This window comes from Streptococcus sp. FDAARGOS_192, assembly GCF_002073815.2.
In the GTDB taxonomy this organism is placed as follows: domain Bacteria; phylum Bacillota; class Bacilli; order Lactobacillales; family Streptococcaceae; genus Streptococcus; species Streptococcus salivarius_H.
This window is the reverse complement of sequence record NZ_CP020431.2, coordinates 2,072,163-2,096,254: the sequence shown is the minus strand read 5'-3', so window position 1 is coordinate 2,096,254 and position 24,092 is coordinate 2,072,163. Positions and strand designations below refer to the sequence as shown.

Genomic DNA, 24,092 nt, shown 5'->3' with positions numbered 1-24,092 from the left:
TCATCCTCCTAACAGAATCTGTCCTAAAATCACTGCTACTAGACTTATCAAGGCCAGCCAATCCTTCCATGTGAATGACTGTGATGACTTGACATACTCACCAACAAAGCAACGTGCTTCCATGGCTTGAGTCAGTTCCTCACCATAGCGAATAGCTTTAAGGTATAAAATCCCCCAGATATTACTTCCAATCCGGAAACGATGATTGCCACCAAAGCTTCGTGCTTCAATCCCTTTGAGCAAATCCATTAATTGTTTTCCAAAGACATCGATATATTTTATGGTGATATCTAACTGGAGCAGAACAAGATCAGGAAAATGCAATCCTTTTAATGCCGCTAACATCTCACTTATTGTACTCGTCTCTGAATAATAAGCAATGGCTACAGCAATCAAAGGAAGTCTAAAGAGAAAGAGCGATTGACCTCCGCTAAGTAAGAGATGTGGTAGATAAAGAACTAAAGGAAAAATCAACAACACTACGGTCTTTTTCAAGGTTCTTACTAAAATAGAATGTGGCAGAAAAGCCACTCCAGCTCCTAAAAACAAGGCTAGAATCCACAAAACTGTGAGATTTCGGCTAATTCCTACTGAAATAAGTAAGAAAAAGAGAAGTAAAACCTTAGCAGTTGGATGAAAGACTGATGCTACTTTTAAAGGAGGCGTTTCAAACTTTTGAAGAAGAGCTTCCAGATGGTGACGATTCCGGATAAGAAAGTTATTTCTACCGACTTTAGTGACTACCGGGCGCTCTTCCGACATCCAATCTGGCAGAATCATTTTTCAACCTTTCTACCGAAAATCAAGCGATAGAGGATGAAGAAAATCAAAACAGCAGAAGCAGCGCTCAAGACATAACCCAAGACTTCTGGAATACCTGCAATACTATAATCTGGGAAGAGAGCATTGAATGAGAAACCATTCAACATTCCTTTTGGCGCTTGGGCTTCCACATGATAATGAGCCAATTTTTCCACCAACTCTTTGACATCCCATTCCGCAAAAGCTGTTCCCGTCGCCAATAAACCAAGTGGTGTTAGGATAATCAAGGCTAGGATAAAGAGCAATAACGGACGTAGTTTTTTAGTCGTTAGTTCCTGAGTATTATCAATATTCAAACGTTCAATGAATTCTTGAACACCAGCTGTGAAGAATCCTTCTACCAAACCGATGAGGAGGTGAGTCAAGCCCATTACTGGAAGTGTCACTCTCAAAGGGTATGGATTGTAAAGCGGATTACCACTGCTATCTTTAAAGAGAATAGGCTGAATTCCTAATAAAACTGCAACAGTCAGAGCCGCAGCTACAATCCCAATATAACCTCCAAAAAAGCTGGCAATTATCCTGTTCTTTGTCCACTTATTCAAGAGTTTATAAACAGCATAACCTACAAATGGCATAACAACGGCCATACAAAAGGCGTTAGCACCAAAGGCCAAGATTCCACCATCACCAAAGAGCAAGGCCTGCATAGCCAGGGCCACACTAACTGCTAAACAGGAGGCCCAAGGCCCTAACAATATAGCAATTAGCACTGCTCCAACAGCATGGGCACTAGTTCCACCTGGGGCTGGAAGATTAAACATCATGATAAGGAAGGACAAGGAAGTCCCGATTCCCAACATAGGAATCGTTTTTTTATCCGTATCAACTTTAACCTTTACTTCCTTGACAGCCTTATACCAAATAGGCAACATAACTGCCCCCATTGCCGCACAAGTCGTAGGGCTTAGGTAATTTTCAGGAATATGCATTTTTTATCTCCTCATATCATTTTTTCTCAAATTCAAAGGGGTTAATCCATGTATTTCTTGTCTAAAATAGTCTGCACAGGCATAAATGACGCGACGATTATCCTCAGCAGTTTTTCCTAAGATACGTAACACCAGACCTGGGATATCTAAGGATGAAATAGCAAAATCAGACTCTAAATTCAGATCTTCTAAGTGCTTCTGCAAAGCCTTAACAAAAGCCTCGTCAATATTTGGTGACACCATTACCAAACTATTATAATTACGCCAGCCTTCAAAATAACCAAGTTTAAACATATCTTGTTTCTGAGGCTCTAAGAGGGTCTGATCGCTATAAACAAGCTCATTATCTTGGTAGATTTGTGTCAAATTACGAAAATAATGGTATTGAAACGGCAAATCCTCATGAGACCAACCTGCCGTCACACCATCTGAATAAATCAAGTGGGCAGACTTGTCCATATCAATACGACTTGTTTGGAAATAGCGTGATTTCAAATAGGGAATAACTTCATCAGCCATGTACTCCAAATAGCTATTTTCTTCAAGTGTGATGGACGTATGTTGTTGCGTCAACTGCCCTCTTTCACACTTGTAAACATAGGTAGGTGTTTGGGTTGTTACCAAGGCATGAGCATCTTTATTAACATCAATAGTCACTTGATACTGCTCACCCTCGACAAAGCCCCCACCCATATTAATTAGGAAATAGTAAGGAACACCATTGGCATCTGAATTATCCGCTGACACTCGAGAGTTACCTTCTTGGTATTTCTTGTGGGAAATTGTACGACCATTTCGGTTTGAAAATCCAAGATGGACAAAGCCATCGTATACTTGTGTCATCTTACAAGTCCTCTAGTAGGAAATTCTTACGAATCCATTCTTCCACTTCCTTAACATTGTCATCATTATTCAAATTTGTGAAAATGAAAGAATCTTCGTTACGGAAATGAAGGGTATCTTCACGCATACGATCTAGGTTAGCTCCAACATAAGGTGCAAGGTCAGTCTTATTGATCAAGAACAAATCACTCTTAATCATCCCTTGACCAGCCTTACGTGGGATTTTTTCACCCTGAGCAACGTCAATAATATAAATCGTAAAATCAACCAAATCAGGACTGAAGGTCGCAGCTAAGTTATCCCCACCACTTTCAAGGAAAATAACATCCAAATCATGGTCAAAGCGCTCTTGAAGAGTTTCAATCGCTTCAAAGTTCATAGAAGCATCCTCACGAATCGCAGTATGAGGACATCCACCAGTTTCTACACCAATGATACGGTCTTCATCTAAGCTTGAATTTTTAGCCAAGAAAAGAGCATCTTCTTTTGTATAGATATCGTTAGTAATAACTGCTAAATTTAAGTCGGACATACGTCGTGTAAGACGCTCAAGTAAAAGAGTTTTACCTGAACCAACAGGTCCACCAACTCCAATAATTACAGTACGTTTTGTCATTGTTTTTTCCTCTCAACCTTGTTGATATTTTAGGACATGAATAGGCGGAATACCTGTGTTTCATGTTTCATCTGAGCTAATTCAAGACCAGGCGTATTGGCCCCAAGGTAGGACGCGTCCAGTTCTTGAATTTCCTGTGTCATTTTTTCTAATTGCGAAAAGCTACGTAAAACAATCTCTTGTCCAGCAAACTGTCCAAGTGGAATGGCACGAACAGCATTTTGAACCATCGTCGAAATCACGCTATAGCCATAAAGTGCAATGGCTTCACTACATCCCAAGCCCTTGTTAAACACATAGAGCGCAAAGACAATAGCTGGATTGCCGAAGACCTCACCCTTACGTATTTTGGACTGATAGTCATCCAATACCGGAATAGCATGAAGCCTTTGAATGAGTCGAAGCATTTGCTTAGCAATCATTTTAGTCCCCTGTCTTGTTTCACGCGCTTGCGTCGAAACTGTCAAGACCTTATCATAATGCCAAACCTGCTCTAAGTTGTCTGTAGCCATAGCATCATAAACCAGTTTGATTACAAGACCTTCACCATATTTAAACTGACTAGCTAAATAGGCTTCTTGCCACTCTTCGTAACCTTTATCATCTGTTACAGTGTCTTCGCGCAGATAATTTTCCATCCCAAAAGAGTGGTTAAACGATCCAATTGGAAAGGTTGAATCGACAATTTGCACAATTTCAAGATAATCTTGCAAAGACACATTAGCAAAAGGATTAATGTTCATGGGCAGTTAAATTCACATGGCGTAGGGGCTTATCAAGGACCACTTCTTCAATCGTGTAGGCAATCTCTTTTTGAGTCAAGACTTGCTCTACAACTGGGTCAACCTCTAAATAAATCTTGGCATCTTTCACCTCAATCGGTTTATGAGTATTCCCAAGAATATGAGCTGTGATTCCCATTTCATCCATATCTTTAGGTGAGATGACAATCAAATCCTGTGACTCAACACCAATAGCTAGGACATGGTGATCATCGATAAAAAAGGCAGAGCCATTTTGCAATTTTTGTCCCTTATCAAGACGAATACCAAATTCATTCCCGTGATCACTCTTCACACGAATAATTTTTTTGTTAAGGTCATCACTCGAAAGAATGACTGTTTCAATATGGTATTTGTCCACATCGATATCTTTAACAAGAGCGTCTACTTTTGTAAAAATCATACTTTTTCCTTTTCTATTACATTTTAAAAATCTAGCATCAAACTCATATAGCAACTTAATTAAGCGCTAAAAATGTTATGGCTATAAAATACAAAAGAGGTTGGAGGAAAAATTCCAGCCTCATTTATATAGCGTCTTCCTTAGAACAAGAAATAACGTTGAGACAATGATGTCGTATGGATTGGTTCACAAGTAACCAACTCATCATCAATAAAGACATCAAAGGTCTGTGGATCGATACGGATTGTTTTTGGAGCGTAGTCATTAAGCTTCATATCACGCTTAGTCAAGTTACGCGTATTCTTAACAGGAAGAACAATCTTATTCAAACCAATTTCTTCTTTGATACCGTGATCATAAGCATATTGAGAGACAAATGTAAGATTTGTTTCATGAACCGCTTGACCGTAAGCACCATATAATTTACGCATGATACGTGGTTGAGGTGTTGGAAGACTTGAACCAGCGTCACCCATAACACCATAAGTTAACATACCACCCTTAAGCACCAACTTAGGTTTTGCACCAAATTGTGCTGGTTCCCAGATAACCAAATCTGCAAATTTACCAACTTCTACAGAACCGATATAGTCTGCAATACCGTTAGTGATGGCAGGGTTAATTGTATATTTAGCCACGTAACGTTTGATACGGTTATTATCGTTAAACTCTGAATCCCCTTCAAGCGGACCACGCTGAGCTTTCATCTTATCAGCTAGTTGCCAACAACGCATGGCTACTTCACCGACACGTCCCATAGCCATGGCATCTGAAGTCATGATACTAAGGGCACCCATATCATGAAGAACGTCTTCTGCAGCCACTGTTTGTTTACGTACACGTGATTCAGCAAAAGAGACGTCTTCTGGAATTTTTGGATCCAAGTGGTGGCAAACCATAACCATATCTAACAACTCACCAATAGCATTTGTAGTGTATGGGTTAGTTGGGTTAGTTGATGATGGCAAAATATTTTCCTTACCAGCAAAGACCATAATATCTGGAGCATGTCCACCACCTGAACCTTCGGTGTGGAAGGTATGAACGGTACGACCTTGGAAGGATTCCAAAGTATTTTCCATAAATCCACCCTCATTCAAAGAGTCAGTGTGGACCGCAAAAGAAACATCGTATTTATCCGCAACTTTAAGGGAATTATCAATTCCTGCGTAAGTCGCACCCCAGTCCTCGTGTGTCTTAATTCCTGCTGCACCGGCCTTAATTTGCTCTTCAACCACTTCAGTCTCAGAACCAACACCTTTGGCAAGGAAACCAAAGTTAGCAGGCATATCATCAACAGCTTGCAACATACGAGTAATATGGAATTTACCTGGTGTACATGTTGTTGCATTACTTCCATCAGCAGGACCAGTACCACCACCAAAGAGGGTAGTAATCCCGTTATCCAAACCAAATTCAGGAAGGTCGGCAGAAATATAGTGCACGTGAAGGTCAATACCACCAGCAGTCACAATCAAACCTTCAGCAGCAATGGCTTCTGTACTAGCACCCACAACAAAGTCCACATTGTCCATTGTATCTGGGTTACCACCGCGACCGATAGCAACAATCTTACCATCACGAATACCGATATCCGCTTTAATAATACCTGTATAGTCAATGATGGTTGCACCTGTAATAATGGTATCAACAACTGATGGATTGTCACGTGTTTCCGTAGCACTAACACCCATACCATCACGCAAAACTTTACCGCCACCAAACTTAGATTCCTGTCCATAAACAGTAAAGTCTTTTTCAATGGCTGCAAAAAGATTGGTATCTCCAAGACGTACGCTATCACCTACAGTTGGTCCGTAGTGTTGAGCATACTCTTCACGATCCATTTTAAAACTCATCGATTTGTCCTCTTTCTAGTCTAAGAAACCATTGACCTTGTTATTGAAACCAAAAATACGACGTTTCCCTCCAAAGTCAATAAGTTGTACTGTTTTCGTTTCACCTGGCTCAAAACGAATGGCTGTACCTGCTGGAATATCTAGACGTTTGCCTCGCGCCTTTTCACGATCAAACTGAAGACCAGCTTCGTTTGCTTCATAAAAATGGTAGTGAGAGCCCACTTGAGCAGCACGGTCACCCACATTTTTCACTTCAAGACTAATGGCTTCGTAACCACCGTTATAATCAATTGGCTCACTCGCCACATGGTATTCACCTGGAATCATTACATTTCTCCTTACTGAATAGGATCATGAACAGTAACCAGTTTTGTACTGTCCGTAAAAGTAGCTTCAACTTGAATCATTGGAATCATTTCCGCAATACCTTCCATAACATCTTCACGTGTTAAAAGATTGCGAGCTTCATCCATCAATTGGGCAACAGTTTTACCTTCTCTTGCACCTTCAAGCACATAGTCTGTAATCAAAGCAACCGCTTCTGGATGATTCAATTTGATTCCTTTATCTTTACGTCGTTGAGCAATCATAGCCGCAAGGCTAATCATCATTTTTTCCTGCTCACGCATTGTCAATTGCATCGTTTTTCCTCCTTAAATCAATGCTTACCACTTGCCCCAAAGCATCAAAAGCCCTGGAATCCAAGCTGTTACAATTCCTTCAAAAATAGCTAGGTAAGGGACAAATTTCCCTAGGTGCTTCTTAAGGTTAATTTCAATAAAGGCAGTTAGCCATAGAATACCCCACAAGAACCAAATAATACCATACCAAGCATTACCACCGTATCCAGATGTTAAGCAAAGAATCCCTGCTGGTAGCGTATTAATCGCCACAAATAAACTAAACCACCCATACAAACGTTGATCAAAATCGAAAATCGTATTGATAGCTGAGTAAAGGTAGGTGAAGGCAAATAAAAGGCCAGTGGCGCTACCATAAAACCATTCAGCGCCTTGCCCTGTACAAGCTCCATAAGCAATGACAATAATGTTGAGAATCAACCCCAAACCACCCGTAAAGATATTCATGACAACATTTGACTTATCAGGAATACCCTCTAAACGATGGAGTCCATTACTCATCAAAACCATACCAACATAGAGTAGGATGACACCTAACATAAGAACCTCCTAAGTTTTTTATGTTAATATCATACTACTTTGACAACACATGTCAACGAATTTTCAGAAATTTTGCAACATTTACATATTAGTCAAGCTAACATGTGGTGTCAAAAAATGACATTACATTTGGTAATTCTCAATAGGAGTCCTTTGCTTAATCCCAGATAAATAAACAGTTAATCTATAAAAAGCTTCCTTTAGTATTTGACTGTTTCTGACAATATAGTCCGTACAATCTATCATCCAATGTGAGCATTATATTTTTTTCTCGCCTATTTTTCCAACTCATTCTCCAGACCTAAGTCCATAGACCTATTTTTAGTAATTTTACAGTTGGGTAACAAAGTCAAACGTTTTTTATGATAAAGTCTTTTTTGGACAAAAATCCAAAAGGAGAATTATGATGGAAACAAATAACTACACTACTGATTTACAGCTAGTCTCCCAGGAATATTCCGACGAAAAGACTAGTCTTCAAACCAAAACCAAGAAATTCTTGGAACATTTTTCACCAAAAGACATTTGGAAAATTAAGGGACTGATTGTCGCCTGTCTTGTGTCCTGCTTCCTGTATGTCACTTACTTGACCCATTTTTCCTTTGCCTTTCCAGCAACCCTTGTCTTGATCAGTACGATTGAGCTAGGCTGTCGCCTATTAGGTGGAAAAGCAAAGGGAATGCGACTTGAATCGGGAATATTTATGGTCACTAGTCTCCTCCAAGGCTTGCAAATTAGTCTCTGGGGTCTGCACGACAACTGGGGCAGCGCTCAGATTCTTTGCCTTCATGCAAGTATCCTCCTTTACTTAATGGCACGCACTGGACAAAGTAGTCAAGATCGTTTAGGAATTATGGTTTGGCTAGACCTCATATACACCAGCTGCATCTTCCCGCTAAAATATTTCTTTATCGGAGCCTGGACACTCCTATATAAAACAGCACCTAAACAAGAACTCTCCGAAGAAGAAAAACACGTAATCAAGAACCACAAATGGATGATTCTCATTAGTATCATGATTGCCTTGGTACTAACTGTATTCGCTGCTAGTCAGCTTAGTCAGGTCTTACCTGCTTTCGGACAACTTTGGCGACAGTTCTTCCAGACACTTGCTACTCTACTTGATTTCACTATCACCTTCAAGGACAACGGATTATTGTTCTCTCGTTTAATCACCAGTATCCCTCTGGCTCTAGGACTTTTTGCTCAACTCGCTGCAACCTATTTGGCAAAAGAAAAGCCACTCAGTCAAAAACGATTTGAAGGCCATCTTAAAGCGACCCGTCAGTTCCCAAAAGTAGCAGCTTATATCGTACTCGGAAGCCTCTGCTTCACTTATGCCCTATTCATATTAACTGCCACTAGTCAAATGGGAGAACTCCTTTCTCTCAACCAAGCCAGCATTCCAGCCCATCAAGCCTCACATATTGCGGTTCAAGGCTTCTGGCAATTGGTTCGAGTTTCTACCCTCAACTTAGGAATCCTAGCTGGACTTTACATTTTTTCTAAAGAAAATTTCTTCACCCACAAAGGGCTTCGTTTCTTAAGCACCCTACTCTTTACTTTTGCTAGCCTCTTTGCCCTTATCGCTGGCTGGAAACTCTTTGGTGTTTATATGGCACTCTACGGTGTGACGCCACGTCGCTTACTGTCAGGTTGGTTTGTCACAGTACTCTTTATTTGGTGTGTCCTAACACTAATTCGACTTTATAAACCTATTCAGGCAACTCGTCTCGCTGTATTTTATGCAACTATCAGCTTCACCCTCGTTAGCCTCTTAGGTAGCTTTATTTTATAAGAAAAAAAGAGTGTAACTAGATTAACTAGTTTCACTCTTTTTATATTGAAGTTATTTTGAATCTCTTGTAGGAAAGGCATACATCACCCAAAGCACTACCAGGAGTGGTGTCGCTTTTAATACAATCCATGCAACATTGAAATTGGCATCACGTAGACGACGAATCTGCATAGAAATGGTAGGAAGCGCCGTTGCTGCTATAAATAAAATGAAAGCTGTTAATGTAAAGCCAGCAGCCTTTGTTTCTCCAAGGAAGTCCATCAGTAGGAAAATTAAAGTACCAATAACTCCATTAATCAAGACAACCCACCAATAGTCTGATCGTTTTGTACGACCATAAAAATCAATATAGCCTAACCAAAAATTTTTATATGCCTCTAACATGTTTACACCTCTTAATAGTATGCTACCAGTATACTATATTAAGGAGATAGGTGCAAGATGTGAATATTTAGACTACTTAAGTTTTCTACATATATAATTCTACATATATAATAGGAAGATTATTTTAAATAAACTGGAATGGATTGAAATTAGGACTGTCCGACTCAATCTGGCCACTCACCATGGTCACCACACGACCGACATGTTGACGAACACTATTGCGGTGAGCAATAAAAATCATTGTTCGTTTAATCTTAGCAAGATTAGCCATGACCCTGCTTTCAGTATCACTATCGAGACCACTGGTAGCTTCGTCAAAAATCAAGATAGGCTGCTGGGACAAGAGGGCTCTCGCTATCGCCAAGCGTTGTTTTTGACCACCAGATAGACCACCATCTTCAGATACTTGGGTCTGAAAACCTAGTGGCATTTTTTGAATATCCTCTAAGATATCAGCTTGTTGGCAAACTTTAAGAAGCTTTTTCTCGTCAACTTCTCCTTCAAATCCTAATAGCAGATTTTCTAAAATAGTGCCTGTAAACACATAGGTCTGCTGGGGAACGTAAGTCACCATTTGACGCAGCTCCGCATGGCTAATAGCATCTTTATCTAGGGTTACATGACCACTAGATTTTGTGTAATAACCCGACAACATTTTAGCCAAGGTCGTTTTCCCAGATCCACTTTTACCCATGAGGGCGATTTTCTCCCCCTTATGAATCGTTAAATCAATCTTACTAAGCGTCTCTTGCTGATAACTAAAACGGTGACTAACACCCTTAAGAGCAAGTTGTTTAAAGGATAACTCTTTAAGTTTTCCTTTTTCTTCCTTATCCACAACATAAACTTCTTGAAGACGATTATTGGCTACTTTGGCTTGCTGAATTTTAGATTGGAGATTGATAATATTAATTAAAGGAGTTGTAAAATAATTCAGCAACATATTATAGGTAATCAACTGACCTGCAGATAGCTGTCCTTCCATGACCAATTGTGCCCCATACCATAGGATAAAGACATTGGAAACTAACTGAACCCCTGTCTTTAAACCATCCTGTGTTAATTGCCACTTGGCCTTAGACAAAGACTTCTTCAAATAGTCATGGAATTTCACCTCAATTTCCTGATAGCGTCTTTCTTCAACTCTCAAGGATTTTAAGGTTTCAATGCCTCGCAAATCATCAATAACAGCGGTATTGACCTGACTATTTGCCTCCATCAATTGATAATTTTCCTTTTCAAAAAGCTTATAGAAGGCCAAAATGATTAAAACATAAAGAGGCACTACCGTGAGAGTCATCACAAAAAGTGACTGATTTTGTAAAATAAGAGCCACAGCTAGAGTCATCACAATGGTCACATCTAGGAAAATCGATAAAATCGTTGAAGCTAGAGCATCGATAATAGTGTTAGCATCGCCAAAACGTGACGTTATTTCACCAGTACGACGTGAACTAAAGAAACTAATAGGTAAGGAAAGGACATGCTTAATATAAGGAAGAATGACAGCAATGGACAAGTAATTCCCCAATCGATGTAGAAGATAATCTTTGAAAAAAGTAAATACTTGTTGAGCTAGATAAGAGATACATAGGCCTAGCGAAATCATGGTTAGAAGAGTGTAGGCCTCCTGAGGAATCAAGCGGTCAATAATAGATTGCAAATAATAAGAACCAATAATATTAACAAGGGTCACTAGAAAACTTAACAAGACAATAACTGCAATCAAACCCTTACGACGAAACAAAATTGGTAAAAATGAAAGAAGCCCAGGCACATCTTCTTTGTATTTAGTGTAAGTTTCTCCTGGAACAAAAAAGAGAGCAACTCCCGTCCACTCTTTGGCAAACTCCTCTAAGGGCATTTTAATGACCTTCTTGCTAGGATCTGGATCACCAATAACAAGCTTCCCCTTGATTTGACCAAACACCGTATAATAATGTTGCAATCCACCTTCTTTAACCACATGTGCAATAAAAGGATAAGATAGGCTTTCTTGTTTAAACAAGTCTAAATCCGCACGAATAGCCTGAGTTTCAACGCCCAACTGCTTGGCCGCTTCAACCAAACCAAGCGCAGAAGTGCCTTCACGAGAAGTCTGAGCCAACTCCCGCAAATAAGCTAAACTATAAGATGAACCATAGTGTTTAAGAATCATGGCCAAGGCAGCGACACCACAATCACGCTGATCAACCTGTGAAATATATGGATATTTTGACATGGTGACTCCTTATTAAAGACAACCTGTGAAATAAGGCAAGATAGTGATAAGTAGTGAGAATAGTGTAAATAATTTTAGTTTTTTCAAAATAAAACTCCTTTTAACTGTTATTTATGTTTCTATAGTAAACATTTAACCATTAAAAAAGTAGTGACATTTATGTCACCACCATTTCTATAAACCATCTGCCGCTTTCCCTGCTCTTATACTTTCTTCTAAAACCGAGTCTTCTAAAACGGAAGCAAACATTATGGCCTTATCGTAATTCTCTGCAGCCTTTTTCTTATTTCCCTTATGCAGAAGTTCATATTTAGCTTTGAGAACAAAAACACTAGGTTTATAGCTATAGAATTGTGATTTTTCTATAACGGCTAATGCTTTATCCACAACTGTTAAGAAGTCTGAAAAGGAATTGTGAAAAATCTTCAAAGCAGCGATAGCCATCAAATCATTAAATAAAACAATATTATAGACATCGTCTGTCCAAATTTCCTGATTTAATACTCTCTTTACAATCCTTTCAAAAAGTTTTTTGTCAAACTGTTTTCTTCCATAGAGATGGAAGAAATAATAGTCAATAACTAATAAATCGTTAGTTAAGAATTTCTTCTTCCTTTTGACTTGTTCAAACAAGTCTTCATATATTTCTTCAACCTTTGGGCTCTCCTCCCAATTAGTAAAACTCAAAATATTTTCCAAAATATCTAGAGTTAACAACTCTTCTTCTGGCAGAAGTTCAAAGAATTTCTCATAGACTTCCTCAATTAAGGCAAGTTTAGCCTTTATTCTTTCTGGATTTCTGTACGTTGGAAACTTAATCAAACGATTCTTCATCTCATAATATTCGTCAGGAATGGTAATATTGTCATGATCCAATAAATCGGCCATATTTTTTCCTAGACGTTTTGCAATATAAGATAATTTATCCAAAGACGGGAGCGACTCCCCTTTTTCAATGCGAATTAACTGACGCACAGTCAATTCCGCACCATCTAAACATAGCACTTCACGTGACATCTGCTGACGTTCACGCTCAGTTTTGATTCTTAGTCCAATGCTGTCTTTTATGTTCAAGAGACTCTCCTTTATTTCAAAAATTTAAAAATATTATATCACAACTGTAATATAATTAATATACAGTTAATATGATTTTAACAGAATATTAGTCAAAAAAAGCTATTTTTATACATTTTATATAAGAAGGGCCTTCCTTTGCATCAAAAAAACATGCAGTTCAAAAACTACATGTTTGTTTTATTTCTGTTTACTTTGGAATCGCCATTCAAAGCGAATGCGGTCATAAGTTGGATAGATAGCATTAAGCAAAGCAAAGGCTAAGGTAAAGCCAGCTAAAACATCTGTTGGATAATGAACACCCACATAAATACGCGAAAGTCCAACAAGGAAAATCAGAAGCCCAGTAATACCATAAACTACTATTTTAGATTCTTTTTTCGCCAAACGCTGAGCAAGAACAATGGCAATTGCTCCAAGAATCATAAAAGTTCCCAAAGAGTGACCACTAGGGAAAGAATAACCACTAGCATGCACTAAATGCGTAATTGATGGGCGTTGACGCTGATAAATATACTTTAAACTTACAATCAAGATACTAGCGAGAAGCCCACTGGCTCCTACAAAGATAGCTTCTGCTTTATACTGACGTAGATAAAGCCAGATTACTGCTACGATTGCAATAATAGCCTGTACGGGCGTATTCCCAAGTATGGTAATCGTTTTAAAAAAGCGTGTCAATCCTACTGGTAAGTCTCCTCGAACCCAAGTTTGAATGTTGCTATCAAATCCTGTTAAGGCTTCAGGATAGAACTTAACCATGTAACCGAGAGCAACAAATAACAATAAGGCAAAAGAAGCATAAATATAATGTGTGTGTTTGTGTTTCATATTTATAATTTTACTAGAATAGACTTAAGCGGAGCATAAATAAGAGCAAAGGCTACCGCAAAAATCAATCCTTGAAGTACATTGAAAGGTACTACCATAGCGAAAAGGTATTTATAGAGACCTATGAATTGCGCAATATCGAAGTTGGCAAATTTAGCATAGAGTGGTACTGCATAAATATAGTTAAGAATAACCATAACAACTGTAAGCAAGACAGTTCCTACAACAGAACCAAGAATATAATTCTTGCTTGTTTGATTTTTCTTCCAAAAATAGCTTAGGCCCCAAACAAAGACTCCTAGAGCAACGAAATTCATAGGAAGTCCAATCATTGATCCTGGACCACCATTGTTTAGCAAAAGCTTCAACAATGAACGAAGCAAGAGAACACCAATGGCACTCTTAAAATCAAAGATAACCAAGGCAATAAGAACAGGAAGGATTGAAAAATCAACCTTCAAAAAGTCTGCTGCTGGAATCAATGGAAATGAAAAATAAAGCAACAAGAATGAAACTGCGGATAAAATGGCAATGTAAGCCAATTTACGTGTGTTTGTCATAAAAAAATTCCTCCAAATTTTAACAATTTGAAAGAAGTTCCCAATGGATTTGCCTATGCCAAAAAAGCCTACGCAAAAAGACTGGTCTTCTTCCATCCAGACTATACTGTCGGTTGAGGAATCACACCTCATCAGCTTGCGCTCGCGGACTTATCTATAGAATCACCGCCGGTCGGGAGTTTCACCCTGCCCTGAAGACCTTTTAAGAATAACATAAAAAAACCTTGGTGACAAGGTTCTCAAATTATGGATTTCTAATCTGTTGATAGTCAATGACTATAGATACTCTTATAAGAGAAAATAGACCTCTATTTTAACTTGTCATGCTGATAACGATGACTCAGCTCCAAGCCCTCAAACTGTTGCTGACGAAGTGCTTCGTAAACAATCATACAAACAGTGTTGGACACATTTAGACTACGCACATGTTCATCATTCATCGGAATACGAATAGCTTTTTCAGGATGCTCACGCATAAAATCTTCAGGCAGACCCGTATCTTCACGACCAAACATAAAATAGTGGTCCCCGCCATCAGCATAATTCTCGTCTGAATAGGTCTTATCCGCAAACTTTGTGACTAGATGCAAACGACCATCTTGATTTTTGGACATGAAATCTGCCAAATTGTCATAATAAGTGATGTCAAGCTTATCCCAGTAGTCCAGACCTGCACGTTTCATTTTCTTGTCATCAATTGGAAAGCCCATAGGACGGATGATATGAAGAGGGCTATTAGTCGCTGCACAGGTACGTGCAATATTTCCGGTGTTTTGTGGAATACGAGGTTCAAACAAGACAATATGATTACGTGACATCTCAATTCTCCTAGACATAAAAAATACCATGTCGCCCGGAGTCAAGCTCAGCAGACGACATGGTTGTGGACGTTCATTAGCTTAAATCATGACAGGTTAGATTTAAAATAACGAATCTTTGAATATATTCTAGCACTTTTAGTCTAAAAGTCAAGACTATTTAAAGAAAAATTTTACCTTTATTCCCTTAAATAGGAATAGTTGATAAAGCTAGCTGAAAAGGATGATTTTTCCGCTAAAATAGAGTATCATAGTAATGATTATTTGGAGGTAACTCATGCGTATTATTGTCGTAGGTGCCGGTAAAGTCGGTACCGCACTCTGCCGTTCTCTTGTTGAAGAGAAGCACGATGTTATTTTAATTGAAGAAAAGGAAGAGGTCCTCAAACGCCTCAGCAAACGTTATGATGTTATGGGCTTTGCTGGAAATGGGGCTAATTTTAAAATTCTGGAACAAGCCGAGGTTAGTAACTGCGATGTCTTTATCGCGATGACTGATAAAGATGAAGTAAACATGATTTCAGCCGTTCTGGCTAAACAAATGGGTGCCAAAGAAACCATTGTTCGTGTGCGTAACCCAGAATACTCAAATGCTTATTTCAAGGATAAAAACTTCCTTGGCTTCTCATTAGTCGTAAACCCTGAACTTTTAACCGCTCGCTATATTGCCAATACGGTTGAATTTCCAAATGCTCTATCAGTAGAAACTTTTGCTAACGGACGCGTTATTCTTATGGCATTTAAAGTCACTGAAAATAGCCAATTGTCTGGTATGACAATGGAGCAATTCCGTAAGAAATTCGGCAATATCCTAGTTTGTACGATTGACCGTCAAGGTGAACTCATCATTCCAGATGGGAATGCTACCATGCAAATTGGGGATAAAATTTATGTCACTGGTAAACGTGTTGATATGGCACTTTTCCACAGTTACATCAAGCCAAAAAGTATCAAAAAACTTTTGTTGATTGGTGCTGGACGTATCTCCTACTACTTGCTCAATATCTTGAAAAACAATCGTATTAAGGTCAAATTGATTGAGCAAAAAATGGACCGTGCACAAACCTTTAGTCAGGTCTTCCCTGAAGTTTCTGTTATCTTAGGTGACGGTACTGCTAAAGACCTTCTTCTCGAGGAAAGTGCAGCCAGTTATGATGCCGTAGCTACCCTAACTGGAGTAGATGAGGAAAATATCATCACCTCTATGTTCCTCGAAAGCCTTGGTATTCACAAGAATATTACTAAAGTCAATCGTACCAGTCTTTTAGAGATTATCGATACACGTGAGACAACAACAATTGTCACACCTAAGAGTATTGCCGTTGACACTGTAATGCACTTTGTCCGTGGGCGTTATAATGCTAAAGATTCTAGCCTCGATGCCCTTCACCATGTGGCTAATGGTCGTATCGAAACCTTGCAATTCCAAATTAAGGAAAACAACAAAATCGCTGGGAAGAAACTTTCTGAGCTTGAATTTGCTAATGGTGTCCTTATCGCTGCTATTATCCGCAATGGAAAATCTATTTTCCCAACGGGAGAAGACAGACTCGCTATTGGGGATAAAATCGTGATCGTTACACTCTTACAAAATGTAACTCATATTTACGACTTGTTGAAGAGGTAAGCTGCCATGAATCGATCTATTGTCCGTTTTCTTATTGCCAAGCTCCTGCTTATTGAGGCTGCTCTCTTGGTTGTACCACTTATCGTTGCCCTCATTTATCATGAAGATGCCAAAGTATTTGCCAGCATCTTGGGTACGATGGGGATTCTCCTCTTTCTCGGAGTGCTTGGTACTCTCTTTAAACCGAAGAACTACCATATTTACACCAAAGAAGGGATGCTTATTGTAGCCCTCTGTTGGGTGCTCTGGTCCTTCTTTGGAGGATTGCCCTTCGTCTTTGCCGGTCAGATTCCAAGTGTCATTGATGCCTTCTTCGAGATGAGCTCTGGTTTTACAACCACGGGGGCTACTATTCTCACAGATACTGGAGTACTCACCCACTCCCTCCTCTTCTGGCGAAGCTTCGCCCACTTGATTGGAGGGATGGGGGTATTGGTCTTTGCCCTAGCCATCATGAACAACAGTAAAAATGGTCACCATGAGGTTATGCGTGCAGAGGTGCCTGGTCCAGTTTTTGGTAAGGTCGTGGCCAAGCTCAAAAATACAGCTCAAATTCTTTACATCATCTATTTAACCATGTTCGTTATTTTTGCTGTTATTCTCTGGCTTTGCGGTATGCCAATCTTTGATAGTATCATCACTGCTATGGGGGGCGCAGGTACTGGGGGATTTGCTGTCTATAACGACTCTATCGCCCACTACCACAGCGATCTAATTACCTATGTGGTTACTGTTGGTACCCTACTCTTTGGGGTTAACTTCAACCTTTACTTTTATATTCTACTTCGTAAAATTAAGTTTTTCTTCCAAGATGAAGAACTACGTACCTACTTTGCGATTGTGGCTATTTCAACTGGTTTGATTATCCTCAATATTTTTGGAATCTACCACAATTTGGCTGACTCTTTCAAATACTCATTTTTCGAAGTGTCAACCATTATCACAACAACTGGTTTTGGTCTGACAGATATTACCAAATGGCCACTCTTTTCTCAGTATATCCTACTCCTCCTGATGTTTATCGGGGGGTCAGCAGGGTCTACAGCTGGTGGTTTCAAGGTTATCCGTGCTATGATTATTGCTAAGATTGCACGAAATCAGACCCTAGCTAGCCTCTATCCTAATCGTATCCTGTCACTTCATATTAATGGAAGTGTTCTCGATAAAGAAACTCAGCACAGTGTTCTTAAATATCTAGCTGTATATGTACTCATTATACTAAGTTTAGTCACTGTTTTGTCACTGGATAATCAAGACCTCTTGATTGTGACAAGTGCTGCTGCTTCAACCTTTAACAACATTGGACCATTACTTGGAACGACTGATAGCTTTGCTATTTTCAGTCCTTTATCTAAGCTTATCATGGGATTTGCTATGATTGCAGGACGTTTGGAAATCTATCCTTTACTACTCCTCTTCCTACCAAAAACTTGGTCAAAAACTTAAGCATAGAAAAACTCCTTTGGATTCATTTATCCAAAGGAGTTTTATTACGTTTTAGACTAAAATAATCTGGCACTGGATCATCTCCAGTCTCTGATAAAGGGTGACATCTTAAGATACGGGCAATCCCCATAAGAACTCCCTTTAAGCCGTGCTTTTCTATTGCTTGGATCATATAAACCGAACAAGTTGGACGAAAACGACAAGACGGTGGAAATAGGGGAGAAATCCATCTCTGATAAGCCCTGACCAAGGCAATCAGAAATCTTTTCATTATTTGACCTTATTGACAGCAGCGTTATGAAGCTGGCTGATTTCTTTCTTATTTAGACGGCGTGATTCACCTGGACGAAGACCTGTCAAATCAAGGGTCCCAAAACGTGTACGAGACAACTTATCAACGAGCAAGCCCACTGATTCAAACATTTTCTTAACCTGGTGGTTACGCCCTTCATGAATTGTCAATTCGACAACTGAACGATTCTTTTCATGGTCAACTTTGATAATATTGTAACGTGCTGGCTTGGTTTTCTTGCCATCAATGACCACACCACGAGTTAATGGACGGAGGTTCTCCTTGGTCGCAATACCTTTGACACGCGCCAAATAAACCTTGTCAATCTCATTACGTGGGTGAATCATTTTATCGGTAAAGTCACCATCATTAGTCAAAATAAGAAGACCAGTCGTATCCCAGTCAAGACGACCAACAGGATAGATACGTTCCTTAACGTGGGGCATAAGGTCAATCACCGTCTTACGATTTTTCTCATCAGACACCGAAGAAATAACCCCTCGTGGTTTATTAAGAAGATAATAGACCTTCTCTTCATTATAAATTGGACTACCATTTACCTCAACAATGTCACCATTTTTGACAATGGTTGCCAATTCCGTAACGGTCTTCCCATTTAGGGTCACACGACCTTCTTTAATCAGTTCCTCAGCCTTACGACGGCTGGCCACACCAGCGTGGGCAATATATTTATTAATTCGCATTCTTTTTCTACAGCTTAAGCTGTATCCTTTCTACCTAGCATCTCTGCTATGTTTCTTTATTTTTAATGATTAGTTTCAACAAGGTTTACTCTTAATTGTCCGAGTCCTCAAGCTCTTCTGAAGCATCTTCCCTAAAGAGACTTGTTTCCTGCTCTTCAAGTTCTAGTTGGTCAATCGCCACAAGTTCGTCTAAACTGTTAATTCCCATATAGTCTAGGAAATAATCAGTAGTCGCATATAAGTTAGGACGACCGACAGCATCTTTTTTACCAGCCTCTTGAATGAGATCAAAGGCCTGAAGTTTAGCAATAGCACCACTAGAATTAACACCTCTGATGTCATCGACTTCAGCACGTGTAATAGGCTGTTTATAAGCAACTATAGAGAGGACCTCAAGACTCGCTCGTGATAGACTCTGGTTAATAGGCGTTTTAGAATAGTCACGAAGGAGACTTGCAAAATCTGGCTTAGTCACCAGCTTATAGGTATTTGACGATTCCAATAAACAAAGAGCTGAATCCTCGTCTGCCTCGTACTTGGCTTGTAATTTCTCCAAGGACTGAGTCAGACCCGTCACTGGCATTTCCAAAAGCTGTGCCATAGCACGTAGACTAAGACCATCTTCACCAGCCACAAAAAGTAAAGCTTCTAATCGTGCTAAGTGACTACTCATTCGTCCATTCCTTTCTTAATGTGATTGTACCAAAAATTGTTTCCTGCTGTACTGATATGCGATGTACCTTAATCAATTCAAGAGTTGCCAAAAAGAGGGTAATTACTTGATTCATATCTTTAGCATCTGTGAAAAGTTCATCTAAATGTAGCTCATTTTTTGAGCCGAATGCTTCCTCAATAATCAACATCATGTCTTCAATCTTATAATCGTCACGCGCAATGGTCGTGTGATTGCGACGAATTTCTTCCTGCTTTTCAGCCATGATTTTTGAAAAAGCCAAGAAAATGTCTTGAATGGTCTTATCCTGATTCAGCGTCACATCTTCATAAACCAATTCAACTTTTGGTTTTGAAAAATACTGAGCTCGTACCTCATGCTGCTTAGCCAACTCTTGACTAGCTGCTTTGAAGCGTGCATATTCTTCCAATTGACTCAAGAGCTCTAGTTCTGGATCATCTGCTTCAGGCTCAGCTTCCACCACTGTGGGCAGAAGCTTACGACTCTTAATCAGCATGAGCTGACTAGCCATAAGCATATATTCCCCAGCAACTTCAAGCTTCATGGCTTGCAAGGTTGCCAAATAAGCCAAGTATTGCTCGATAACCTCAACAATGGGAACATCGTAAATGTCTACCTCATACTTAGAAACCAGATGGAGCAACAAATCCAGTGGCCCCTCAAAATCTTTTAACTTAATATCCATTAGGTTTTATAGTATTTCTCCAAGGTCACTGGACTTTTTAGTCCCAGTAAACGAGCAAGTTCAAAGGCGCCCGTTCCCTTTTCAATCTGTCTAAGAATAAATTGCTGACGCAAGACTTGAGCGGTTACATTCGATAAGCCACAGTCACTAACATAAGTCTGGATTTGCTTATACAGCCATTGTCGAGTATATACCTTACCCAAAAGCAAGCCCTGACTGTTCACATCTTTAATAGCCAACAAATACTGTTTCACATCTGCTTCAAGTCTGAGAACACGCTTAGTGCTTCCCTTGGCCACAGTTACAACACCAAAATCCAAGTCAATATCGGCCCAGTCCAACTCCAAAATCTCTGAAGGTAAGAGCCCCAACTCTAGAATCAGCAGACAAGCCAGCTTACCAACCCCTTCACGCCCCTCATAAAGCGATGAAAGATCCAGTATTCGCAACTTATCCTCCTGAGAAGGTATCGTAACCTTCTCTGATAGTTTGAAAAATTTCTCTAATTCACCCTTTTGATAGAGGTATAGCAAAAATTGATTGACCGCAGAGCGCTTACGCTTTTGTACAGATGGCTTCCATTCCTTCAGTTGGTTTTCATAGAGCTTAAGACTGGTTTGATCAATTTGTCCTGAAATCGATGTTGCAAACTGCTTAAGATCATAAGCATAAGCTTGCTTTGAACTCTCCGAAATGATCTTAGTAGCCAGAAAATCAGTGATCTGAGTTGTCAGTTGTTTTTGGAATGATGATATAGTCATGTGTAAAGTCATGTAAGAGGCTATTAACCGCCTTTAGAATCGATTTTCGTGTGATAATTCCTTTGAAAATACCTTGGCTGTCAACCACAGGAAGGAAAGGATTATTAACTAGCTTATGCATTACCTCATTTAGATTGGCATTATCTTCCACTGTTTCCACGACATCTGATGTCATCGGCCCGATATCACGGTTAACCATCTCCCACTCTTGCAAGTTATGTTCATCTTGATAACGCTTAATATCTGTCAAAGATATGGTCCCAAGATAGTGCTTATCCTTAGTCAAAACGGGAACGCGCGAATAACCATTGCTTGTCAAAAGCAAGACCACATGATCAGCGTTGTGACTATCAATAAAAATAGCAACCTGATCTGATGGAATTAAATAATTATCTAAATGAGCCAACAAAAAATCTTCAAATTCTTTAGCAATCATCGTTCAAATTCCTGTGTAAGTTCTGAATAAAGTTCATGGTCACGTGTGTAATATTCTACACGAATTTTTGCACTGTTTATAATCACCTTAGCATAAAGTTTCTCATGGATAGGCCCACGTGGCTGCGAAACAGAACCTGGGTTGATAAACACTGTCTTACCATTTCGCCAAGCTGCTGCCGCATGCAAGTGGCCATAGAGACAAATATCTGCATCCTCTTGTTGCGCCCAAAGATCTAACTTGTCCCAGGTAAAATTAATGCCATAAAGATGACCATGTGTTTGTGCAATAATCACATCACCAAGTTTAACGACCAAACGTTCTGGATAACCTGAATCATAATCACAGTTACCACGAACCACATGGATACCGTCCCAAACAGGATCACTTGATTCTAACTCAGAATCTCCGTTGTGGAAAATAGCATCTACCTTCCCTTGATAACGATTTTTTATATCTACTATAATATCACGTTCTCCATGGGAGTCGCTCATTACGATTATTGTTTTTTCTGCCATGCTGGGAAGACCTCCATAAGTTTCTTAACAGCTTGTCCACGGTGAGATTGTTCATTTTTCTCTTCTGCAGAAAGCTCTGCTGCCGTTTTACCCGTATTACCAACTAAAAAGAGTGGATCATAACCAAAACCATTGTCACCTTTAGGTTCTCGGCCAATATAACCCTTCCAGTCGGCATCAACAACCAAACTATCACATCCAGGGGCTGCAACAACTAGGGTCGTATGGAAGTTCGCAGTACGTTTGCTATCATCAAGCACCATAGCCAGCTCGTGCAATAATTTAGCATTATTTTCAGCATCCGTAGCATCAGGACCTGCAAAGCGTGCAGACCAAACTCCTGGTAAACCTCCAAGAACATCTACCTGCAAACCAGAGTCATCTGAAAGGACCATTTTACCAGTTAATTCAGAAATGGTTTCCGCCTTCAAGCGTGCATTTTCTTCAAAGGTCATACCCGTTTCGGCAACTTCAGGAAGATCTGGATAATCATTAAGATTCTCTACTTTAATGCCTAGTTTTCCAAATAGTTTACGAAATTCCTTGGTTTTTCCTTCATTGCGTGTCGCAATCAATAGGACATCACCAAAGTCTGATTTATTATCAGAACCAAAGAAATCACTCAAGGTGACACCTTCTCTAGGAACATGCACATAGACAAGCTTATCTCCTTCACTAACTACCAAAGCCCCTTGATGTTGCGTAACAGCTAAGTCACGACCAGTTTCCTCTTTCAAGCAATCCAAAATAAAGGATACTAAGCGAAGGTCTGAAGAATGTTTAGCAATATGTAACTGAAGGCCACTAACAGCCAAAACGTTAGTCAAGGCTTGGAAAAAGTCAACAAATTGCTCATAGGCCTCATCACCACCAAAACAAGTCAAGTGATTGTAGCTTCCTAAACTAGCCAAATACCAGTCTTGTTCGTCTTTATATTCAAAAATTGATTTAGTCATTTTCTAACTCCTTGTCCAAATCGACATGTTGGACAGCAACTTCTTCACCCAGCCATTGTTCTGCGATTTCTTTAAAACCTAGCACACTAGCTGTGGTGTAATATTCTTCCGTCTTGTCTTCGACTTCACGGCTACGATTAATTTCAAAGTAATTGAGCAAAACAGAAACATCACGAACTGTTTCAGCTCCGCTATCAATTAGCTTGACACTTGGCCCCATAACATTTTGGATGATAGGACGTAAAAGTGGGTAATGGGTGCAACCCAAAACCAAGGTATCTACCTTACCGACTAAGGGTGCCATGCTTTCATAAACAATCTTTTTAGCCACACTTGAGTTAATTTCATTGGATTCAACAATAGGGGCAAAGCGAGGACAAGATAAACTCAAGACATTCATTTGTGGTGCCAAATGCTTAATTTTTTGTTCATAGATGTTAGAGGCAATCGTCATTGGAGTCCCAATGACGCCAATATGACCCGACTGGCTAGACTTAATAGCTGCACTAGAACCAGGCAAAACCACACCTAGCACTGGGATATCCAAGGCTCCTTTGATTTCCTCCCAAACTACTGCCGTTGCTGTATTACAGGCAATAACAATCATCTTTACATCTTTGGTCAGAAGGAATTTAACCAACTGCCAGGTATACTCTCTGATTTGTTCTGCTGGTCTAGGACCATACGGTGCCCTAGCAGAGTCACCAATATAAACAATAGACTCGTGAGGCAACTGACGTTTAAGTTCACGTACCACCGTCAGTCCTCCGACACCAGAATCTAAAAATCCTATAGGTCGATTATCCATCTTGCCTCCTTATCCCCTAGGTTACATGTAAAAAGCTGAGA

Annotated in this window: 28 protein-coding genes and 1 riboswitch; of the genes, 3 read left to right on the top strand and 25 right to left on the bottom strand. The window is 39.6% G+C overall.

The window, feature by feature from the left end; genetic code table 11:
• From A6J31_RS10830 to A6J31_RS10785, 10 genes are all read right to left on the bottom strand, one after another.
• Positions 1-780, bottom strand: a complete 780-nt coding sequence (locus A6J31_RS10830; protein WP_048790678.1) for an energy-coupling factor transporter transmembrane component T — start codon at positions 778-780, stop codon at positions 1-3.
• Positions 777-1,754 (bottom strand): cobalt transporter CbiM, encoded by a 978-nt coding sequence (gene cbiM / locus A6J31_RS10825; RefSeq protein WP_048790677.1) that lies wholly within the window; start codon positions 1,752-1,754, stop codon positions 777-779. The genes A6J31_RS10830 and cbiM overlap by 4 nt, the downstream gene beginning before the upstream one ends.
• A 3-nt stretch (positions 1,755-1,757) precedes the next feature.
• Positions 1,758-2,597, bottom strand: coding sequence for an urease accessory protein UreD (locus A6J31_RS10820; RefSeq protein WP_070655601.1), 840 nt, complete (start codon positions 2,595-2,597; stop codon positions 1,758-1,760).
• A gap of 1 nt (position 2,598) precedes the next feature.
• On the bottom strand, positions 2,599-3,213 hold the full coding sequence (gene ureG / locus A6J31_RS10815) for an urease accessory protein UreG (RefSeq protein WP_048790675.1): 615 nt from the start codon (positions 3,211-3,213) through the stop codon (positions 2,599-2,601).
• A 29-nt stretch (positions 3,214-3,242) separates the two neighbouring features.
• Entirely contained in the window at positions 3,243-3,956 is a 714-nt protein-coding gene (locus tag A6J31_RS10810) for an urease accessory protein UreF (protein WP_002886562.1), read from the bottom strand.
• Positions 3,946-4,398, bottom strand: coding sequence for an urease accessory protein UreE (gene ureE / locus A6J31_RS10805; protein ID WP_002949549.1), 453 nt, complete (start codon positions 4,396-4,398; stop codon positions 3,946-3,948). The genes A6J31_RS10810 and ureE overlap by 11 nt, the downstream gene beginning before the upstream one ends.
• Before the next feature lie 140 nt (positions 4,399-4,538).
• On the bottom strand, positions 4,539-6,257 hold the full coding sequence (ureC, locus tag A6J31_RS10800; RefSeq protein WP_002886560.1) for an urease subunit alpha: 1,719 nt from the start codon (positions 6,255-6,257) through the stop codon (positions 4,539-4,541).
• Between the two features lie 15 nt (positions 6,258-6,272).
• Positions 6,273-6,584, bottom strand: a complete 312-nt coding sequence (locus A6J31_RS10795) for an urease subunit beta (RefSeq protein WP_002886559.1) — start codon at positions 6,582-6,584, stop codon at positions 6,273-6,275.
• An 11-nt stretch (positions 6,585-6,595) separates the two neighbouring features.
• The gene (locus A6J31_RS10790; RefSeq protein ID WP_002886558.1) at positions 6,596-6,898 is read right to left on the bottom strand and encodes an urease subunit gamma; all 303 of its coding nucleotides are present in this window, start codon (positions 6,896-6,898) and stop codon (positions 6,596-6,598) included.
• A gap of 24 nt (positions 6,899-6,922) precedes the next feature.
• Positions 6,923-7,438 carry an AmiS/UreI family transporter gene (locus tag A6J31_RS10785; RefSeq protein WP_048790674.1) on the bottom strand — a complete coding sequence of 172 codons (516 nt, stop codon included), beginning with the start codon at positions 7,436-7,438 and terminating at the stop codon, positions 6,923-6,925.
• Between the two features lie 406 nt (positions 7,439-7,844).
• Here A6J31_RS10785 and A6J31_RS10780 point away from each other — a divergent pair, with 406 nt between their 5' ends.
• Positions 7,845-9,236, top strand: a complete 1,392-nt coding sequence (locus tag A6J31_RS10780; protein WP_048790673.1) for a DUF4153 domain-containing protein — start codon at positions 7,845-7,847, stop codon at positions 9,234-9,236.
• A gap of 51 nt (positions 9,237-9,287) precedes the next feature.
• Here A6J31_RS10780 and A6J31_RS10775 read toward each other — a convergent pair whose 3' ends face one another.
• From A6J31_RS10775 to A6J31_RS10750, 6 genes are all read right to left on the bottom strand, one after another.
• The gene (locus tag A6J31_RS10775) at positions 9,288-9,620 is read right to left on the bottom strand and encodes a DUF805 domain-containing protein (RefSeq protein WP_014633880.1); all 333 of its coding nucleotides are present in this window, start codon (positions 9,618-9,620) and stop codon (positions 9,288-9,290) included.
• 124 nt (positions 9,621-9,744) lie between these two features.
• The gene (locus tag A6J31_RS10770) at positions 9,745-11,841 is read right to left on the bottom strand and encodes a peptide cleavage/export ABC transporter (protein ID WP_080611183.1); all 2,097 of its coding nucleotides are present in this window, start codon (positions 11,839-11,841) and stop codon (positions 9,745-9,747) included.
• A 174-nt stretch (positions 11,842-12,015) separates the two neighbouring features.
• Entirely contained in the window at positions 12,016-12,915 is a 900-nt protein-coding gene (locus A6J31_RS10765) for a helix-turn-helix transcriptional regulator (protein WP_073687415.1), read from the bottom strand.
• A gap of 180 nt (positions 12,916-13,095) precedes the next feature.
• Positions 13,096-13,746, bottom strand: a complete 651-nt coding sequence (locus A6J31_RS10760; RefSeq protein WP_073687416.1) for a phosphatase PAP2 family protein — start codon at positions 13,744-13,746, stop codon at positions 13,096-13,098.
• Between the two features lie 2 nt (positions 13,747-13,748).
• Positions 13,749-14,306 carry an ECF transporter S component gene (locus A6J31_RS10755; RefSeq protein WP_070849311.1) on the bottom strand — a complete coding sequence of 186 codons (558 nt, stop codon included), beginning with the start codon at positions 14,304-14,306 and terminating at the stop codon, positions 13,749-13,751.
• Between the two features lie 80 nt (positions 14,307-14,386).
• Positions 14,387-14,509, bottom strand: a riboswitch (FMN riboswitch).
• Between the two features lie 105 nt (positions 14,510-14,614).
• Positions 14,615-15,124 carry a tRNA (cytidine(34)-2'-O)-methyltransferase gene (locus A6J31_RS10750; RefSeq protein WP_070655612.1) on the bottom strand — a complete coding sequence of 170 codons (510 nt, stop codon included), beginning with the start codon at positions 15,122-15,124 and terminating at the stop codon, positions 14,615-14,617.
• A 277-nt stretch (positions 15,125-15,401) separates the two neighbouring features.
• Here A6J31_RS10750 and trkA point away from each other — a divergent pair, with 277 nt between their 5' ends.
• Positions 15,402-16,751 (top strand): Trk system potassium transporter TrkA, encoded by a 1,350-nt coding sequence (gene trkA / locus A6J31_RS10745; protein WP_014633874.1) that lies wholly within the window; start codon positions 15,402-15,404, stop codon positions 16,749-16,751.
• A 6-nt stretch (positions 16,752-16,757) separates the two neighbouring features.
• The gene (locus tag A6J31_RS10740; protein WP_049553980.1) at positions 16,758-18,197 is read left to right on the top strand and encodes a TrkH family potassium uptake protein; all 1,440 of its coding nucleotides are present in this window, start codon (positions 16,758-16,760) and stop codon (positions 18,195-18,197) included.
• Positions 18,198-18,219: 22 nt separating this feature from the next.
• On the opposite strand, the gene yidD is transcribed toward A6J31_RS10740, so the two are convergent.
• The 9 genes from yidD to racE form a co-directional block, all read right to left on the bottom strand.
• Positions 18,220-18,468, bottom strand: a complete 249-nt coding sequence (gene yidD, locus A6J31_RS10735) for a membrane protein insertion efficiency factor YidD (protein WP_013990033.1) — start codon at positions 18,466-18,468, stop codon at positions 18,220-18,222.
• A complete protein-coding gene (locus tag A6J31_RS10730) occupies positions 18,468-19,193 on the bottom strand; it encodes a pseudouridine synthase (RefSeq protein ID WP_002883686.1) in 726 nt (241 codons plus the stop codon). The genes yidD and A6J31_RS10730 overlap by 1 nt, the downstream gene beginning before the upstream one ends.
• 91 nt (positions 19,194-19,284) lie before the next feature.
• Entirely contained in the window at positions 19,285-19,866 is a 582-nt protein-coding gene (gene scpB / locus A6J31_RS10725) for an SMC-Scp complex subunit ScpB (RefSeq protein WP_002883678.1), read from the bottom strand.
• The gene (locus tag A6J31_RS10720) at positions 19,859-20,572 is read right to left on the bottom strand and encodes a segregation/condensation protein A (RefSeq protein ID WP_003092139.1); all 714 of its coding nucleotides are present in this window, start codon (positions 20,570-20,572) and stop codon (positions 19,859-19,861) included. Before A6J31_RS10720 ends, scpB begins: the two co-directional genes overlap by 8 nt.
• Positions 20,572-21,333, bottom strand: coding sequence for a site-specific tyrosine recombinase XerD (gene xerD / locus A6J31_RS10715; protein ID WP_060973154.1), 762 nt, complete (start codon positions 21,331-21,333; stop codon positions 20,572-20,574). The genes A6J31_RS10720 and xerD overlap by 1 nt, the downstream gene beginning before the upstream one ends.
• The gene (gene cbpB / locus A6J31_RS10710) at positions 21,287-21,769 is read right to left on the bottom strand and encodes a cyclic-di-AMP-binding protein CbpB (RefSeq protein WP_002883680.1); all 483 of its coding nucleotides are present in this window, start codon (positions 21,767-21,769) and stop codon (positions 21,287-21,289) included. The genes xerD and cbpB overlap by 47 nt, the downstream gene beginning before the upstream one ends.
• On the bottom strand, positions 21,766-22,287 hold the full coding sequence (locus tag A6J31_RS10705) for a metallophosphoesterase (RefSeq protein ID WP_080611182.1): 522 nt from the start codon (positions 22,285-22,287) through the stop codon (positions 21,766-21,768). Before A6J31_RS10705 ends, cbpB begins: the two co-directional genes overlap by 4 nt.
• Entirely contained in the window at positions 22,269-23,243 is a 975-nt protein-coding gene (locus A6J31_RS10700) for a nucleoside-triphosphate diphosphatase (protein WP_080611180.1), read from the bottom strand. The genes A6J31_RS10705 and A6J31_RS10700 overlap by 19 nt, the downstream gene beginning before the upstream one ends.
• Positions 23,236-24,051: a glutamate racemase gene (gene racE / locus A6J31_RS10695; RefSeq protein ID WP_037598968.1), complete on the bottom strand. Its 816-nt coding sequence runs from the start codon at positions 24,049-24,051 to the stop codon at positions 23,236-23,238. Before racE ends, A6J31_RS10700 begins: the two co-directional genes overlap by 8 nt.
• Positions 24,052-24,092 lie beyond the last annotated feature (41 nt).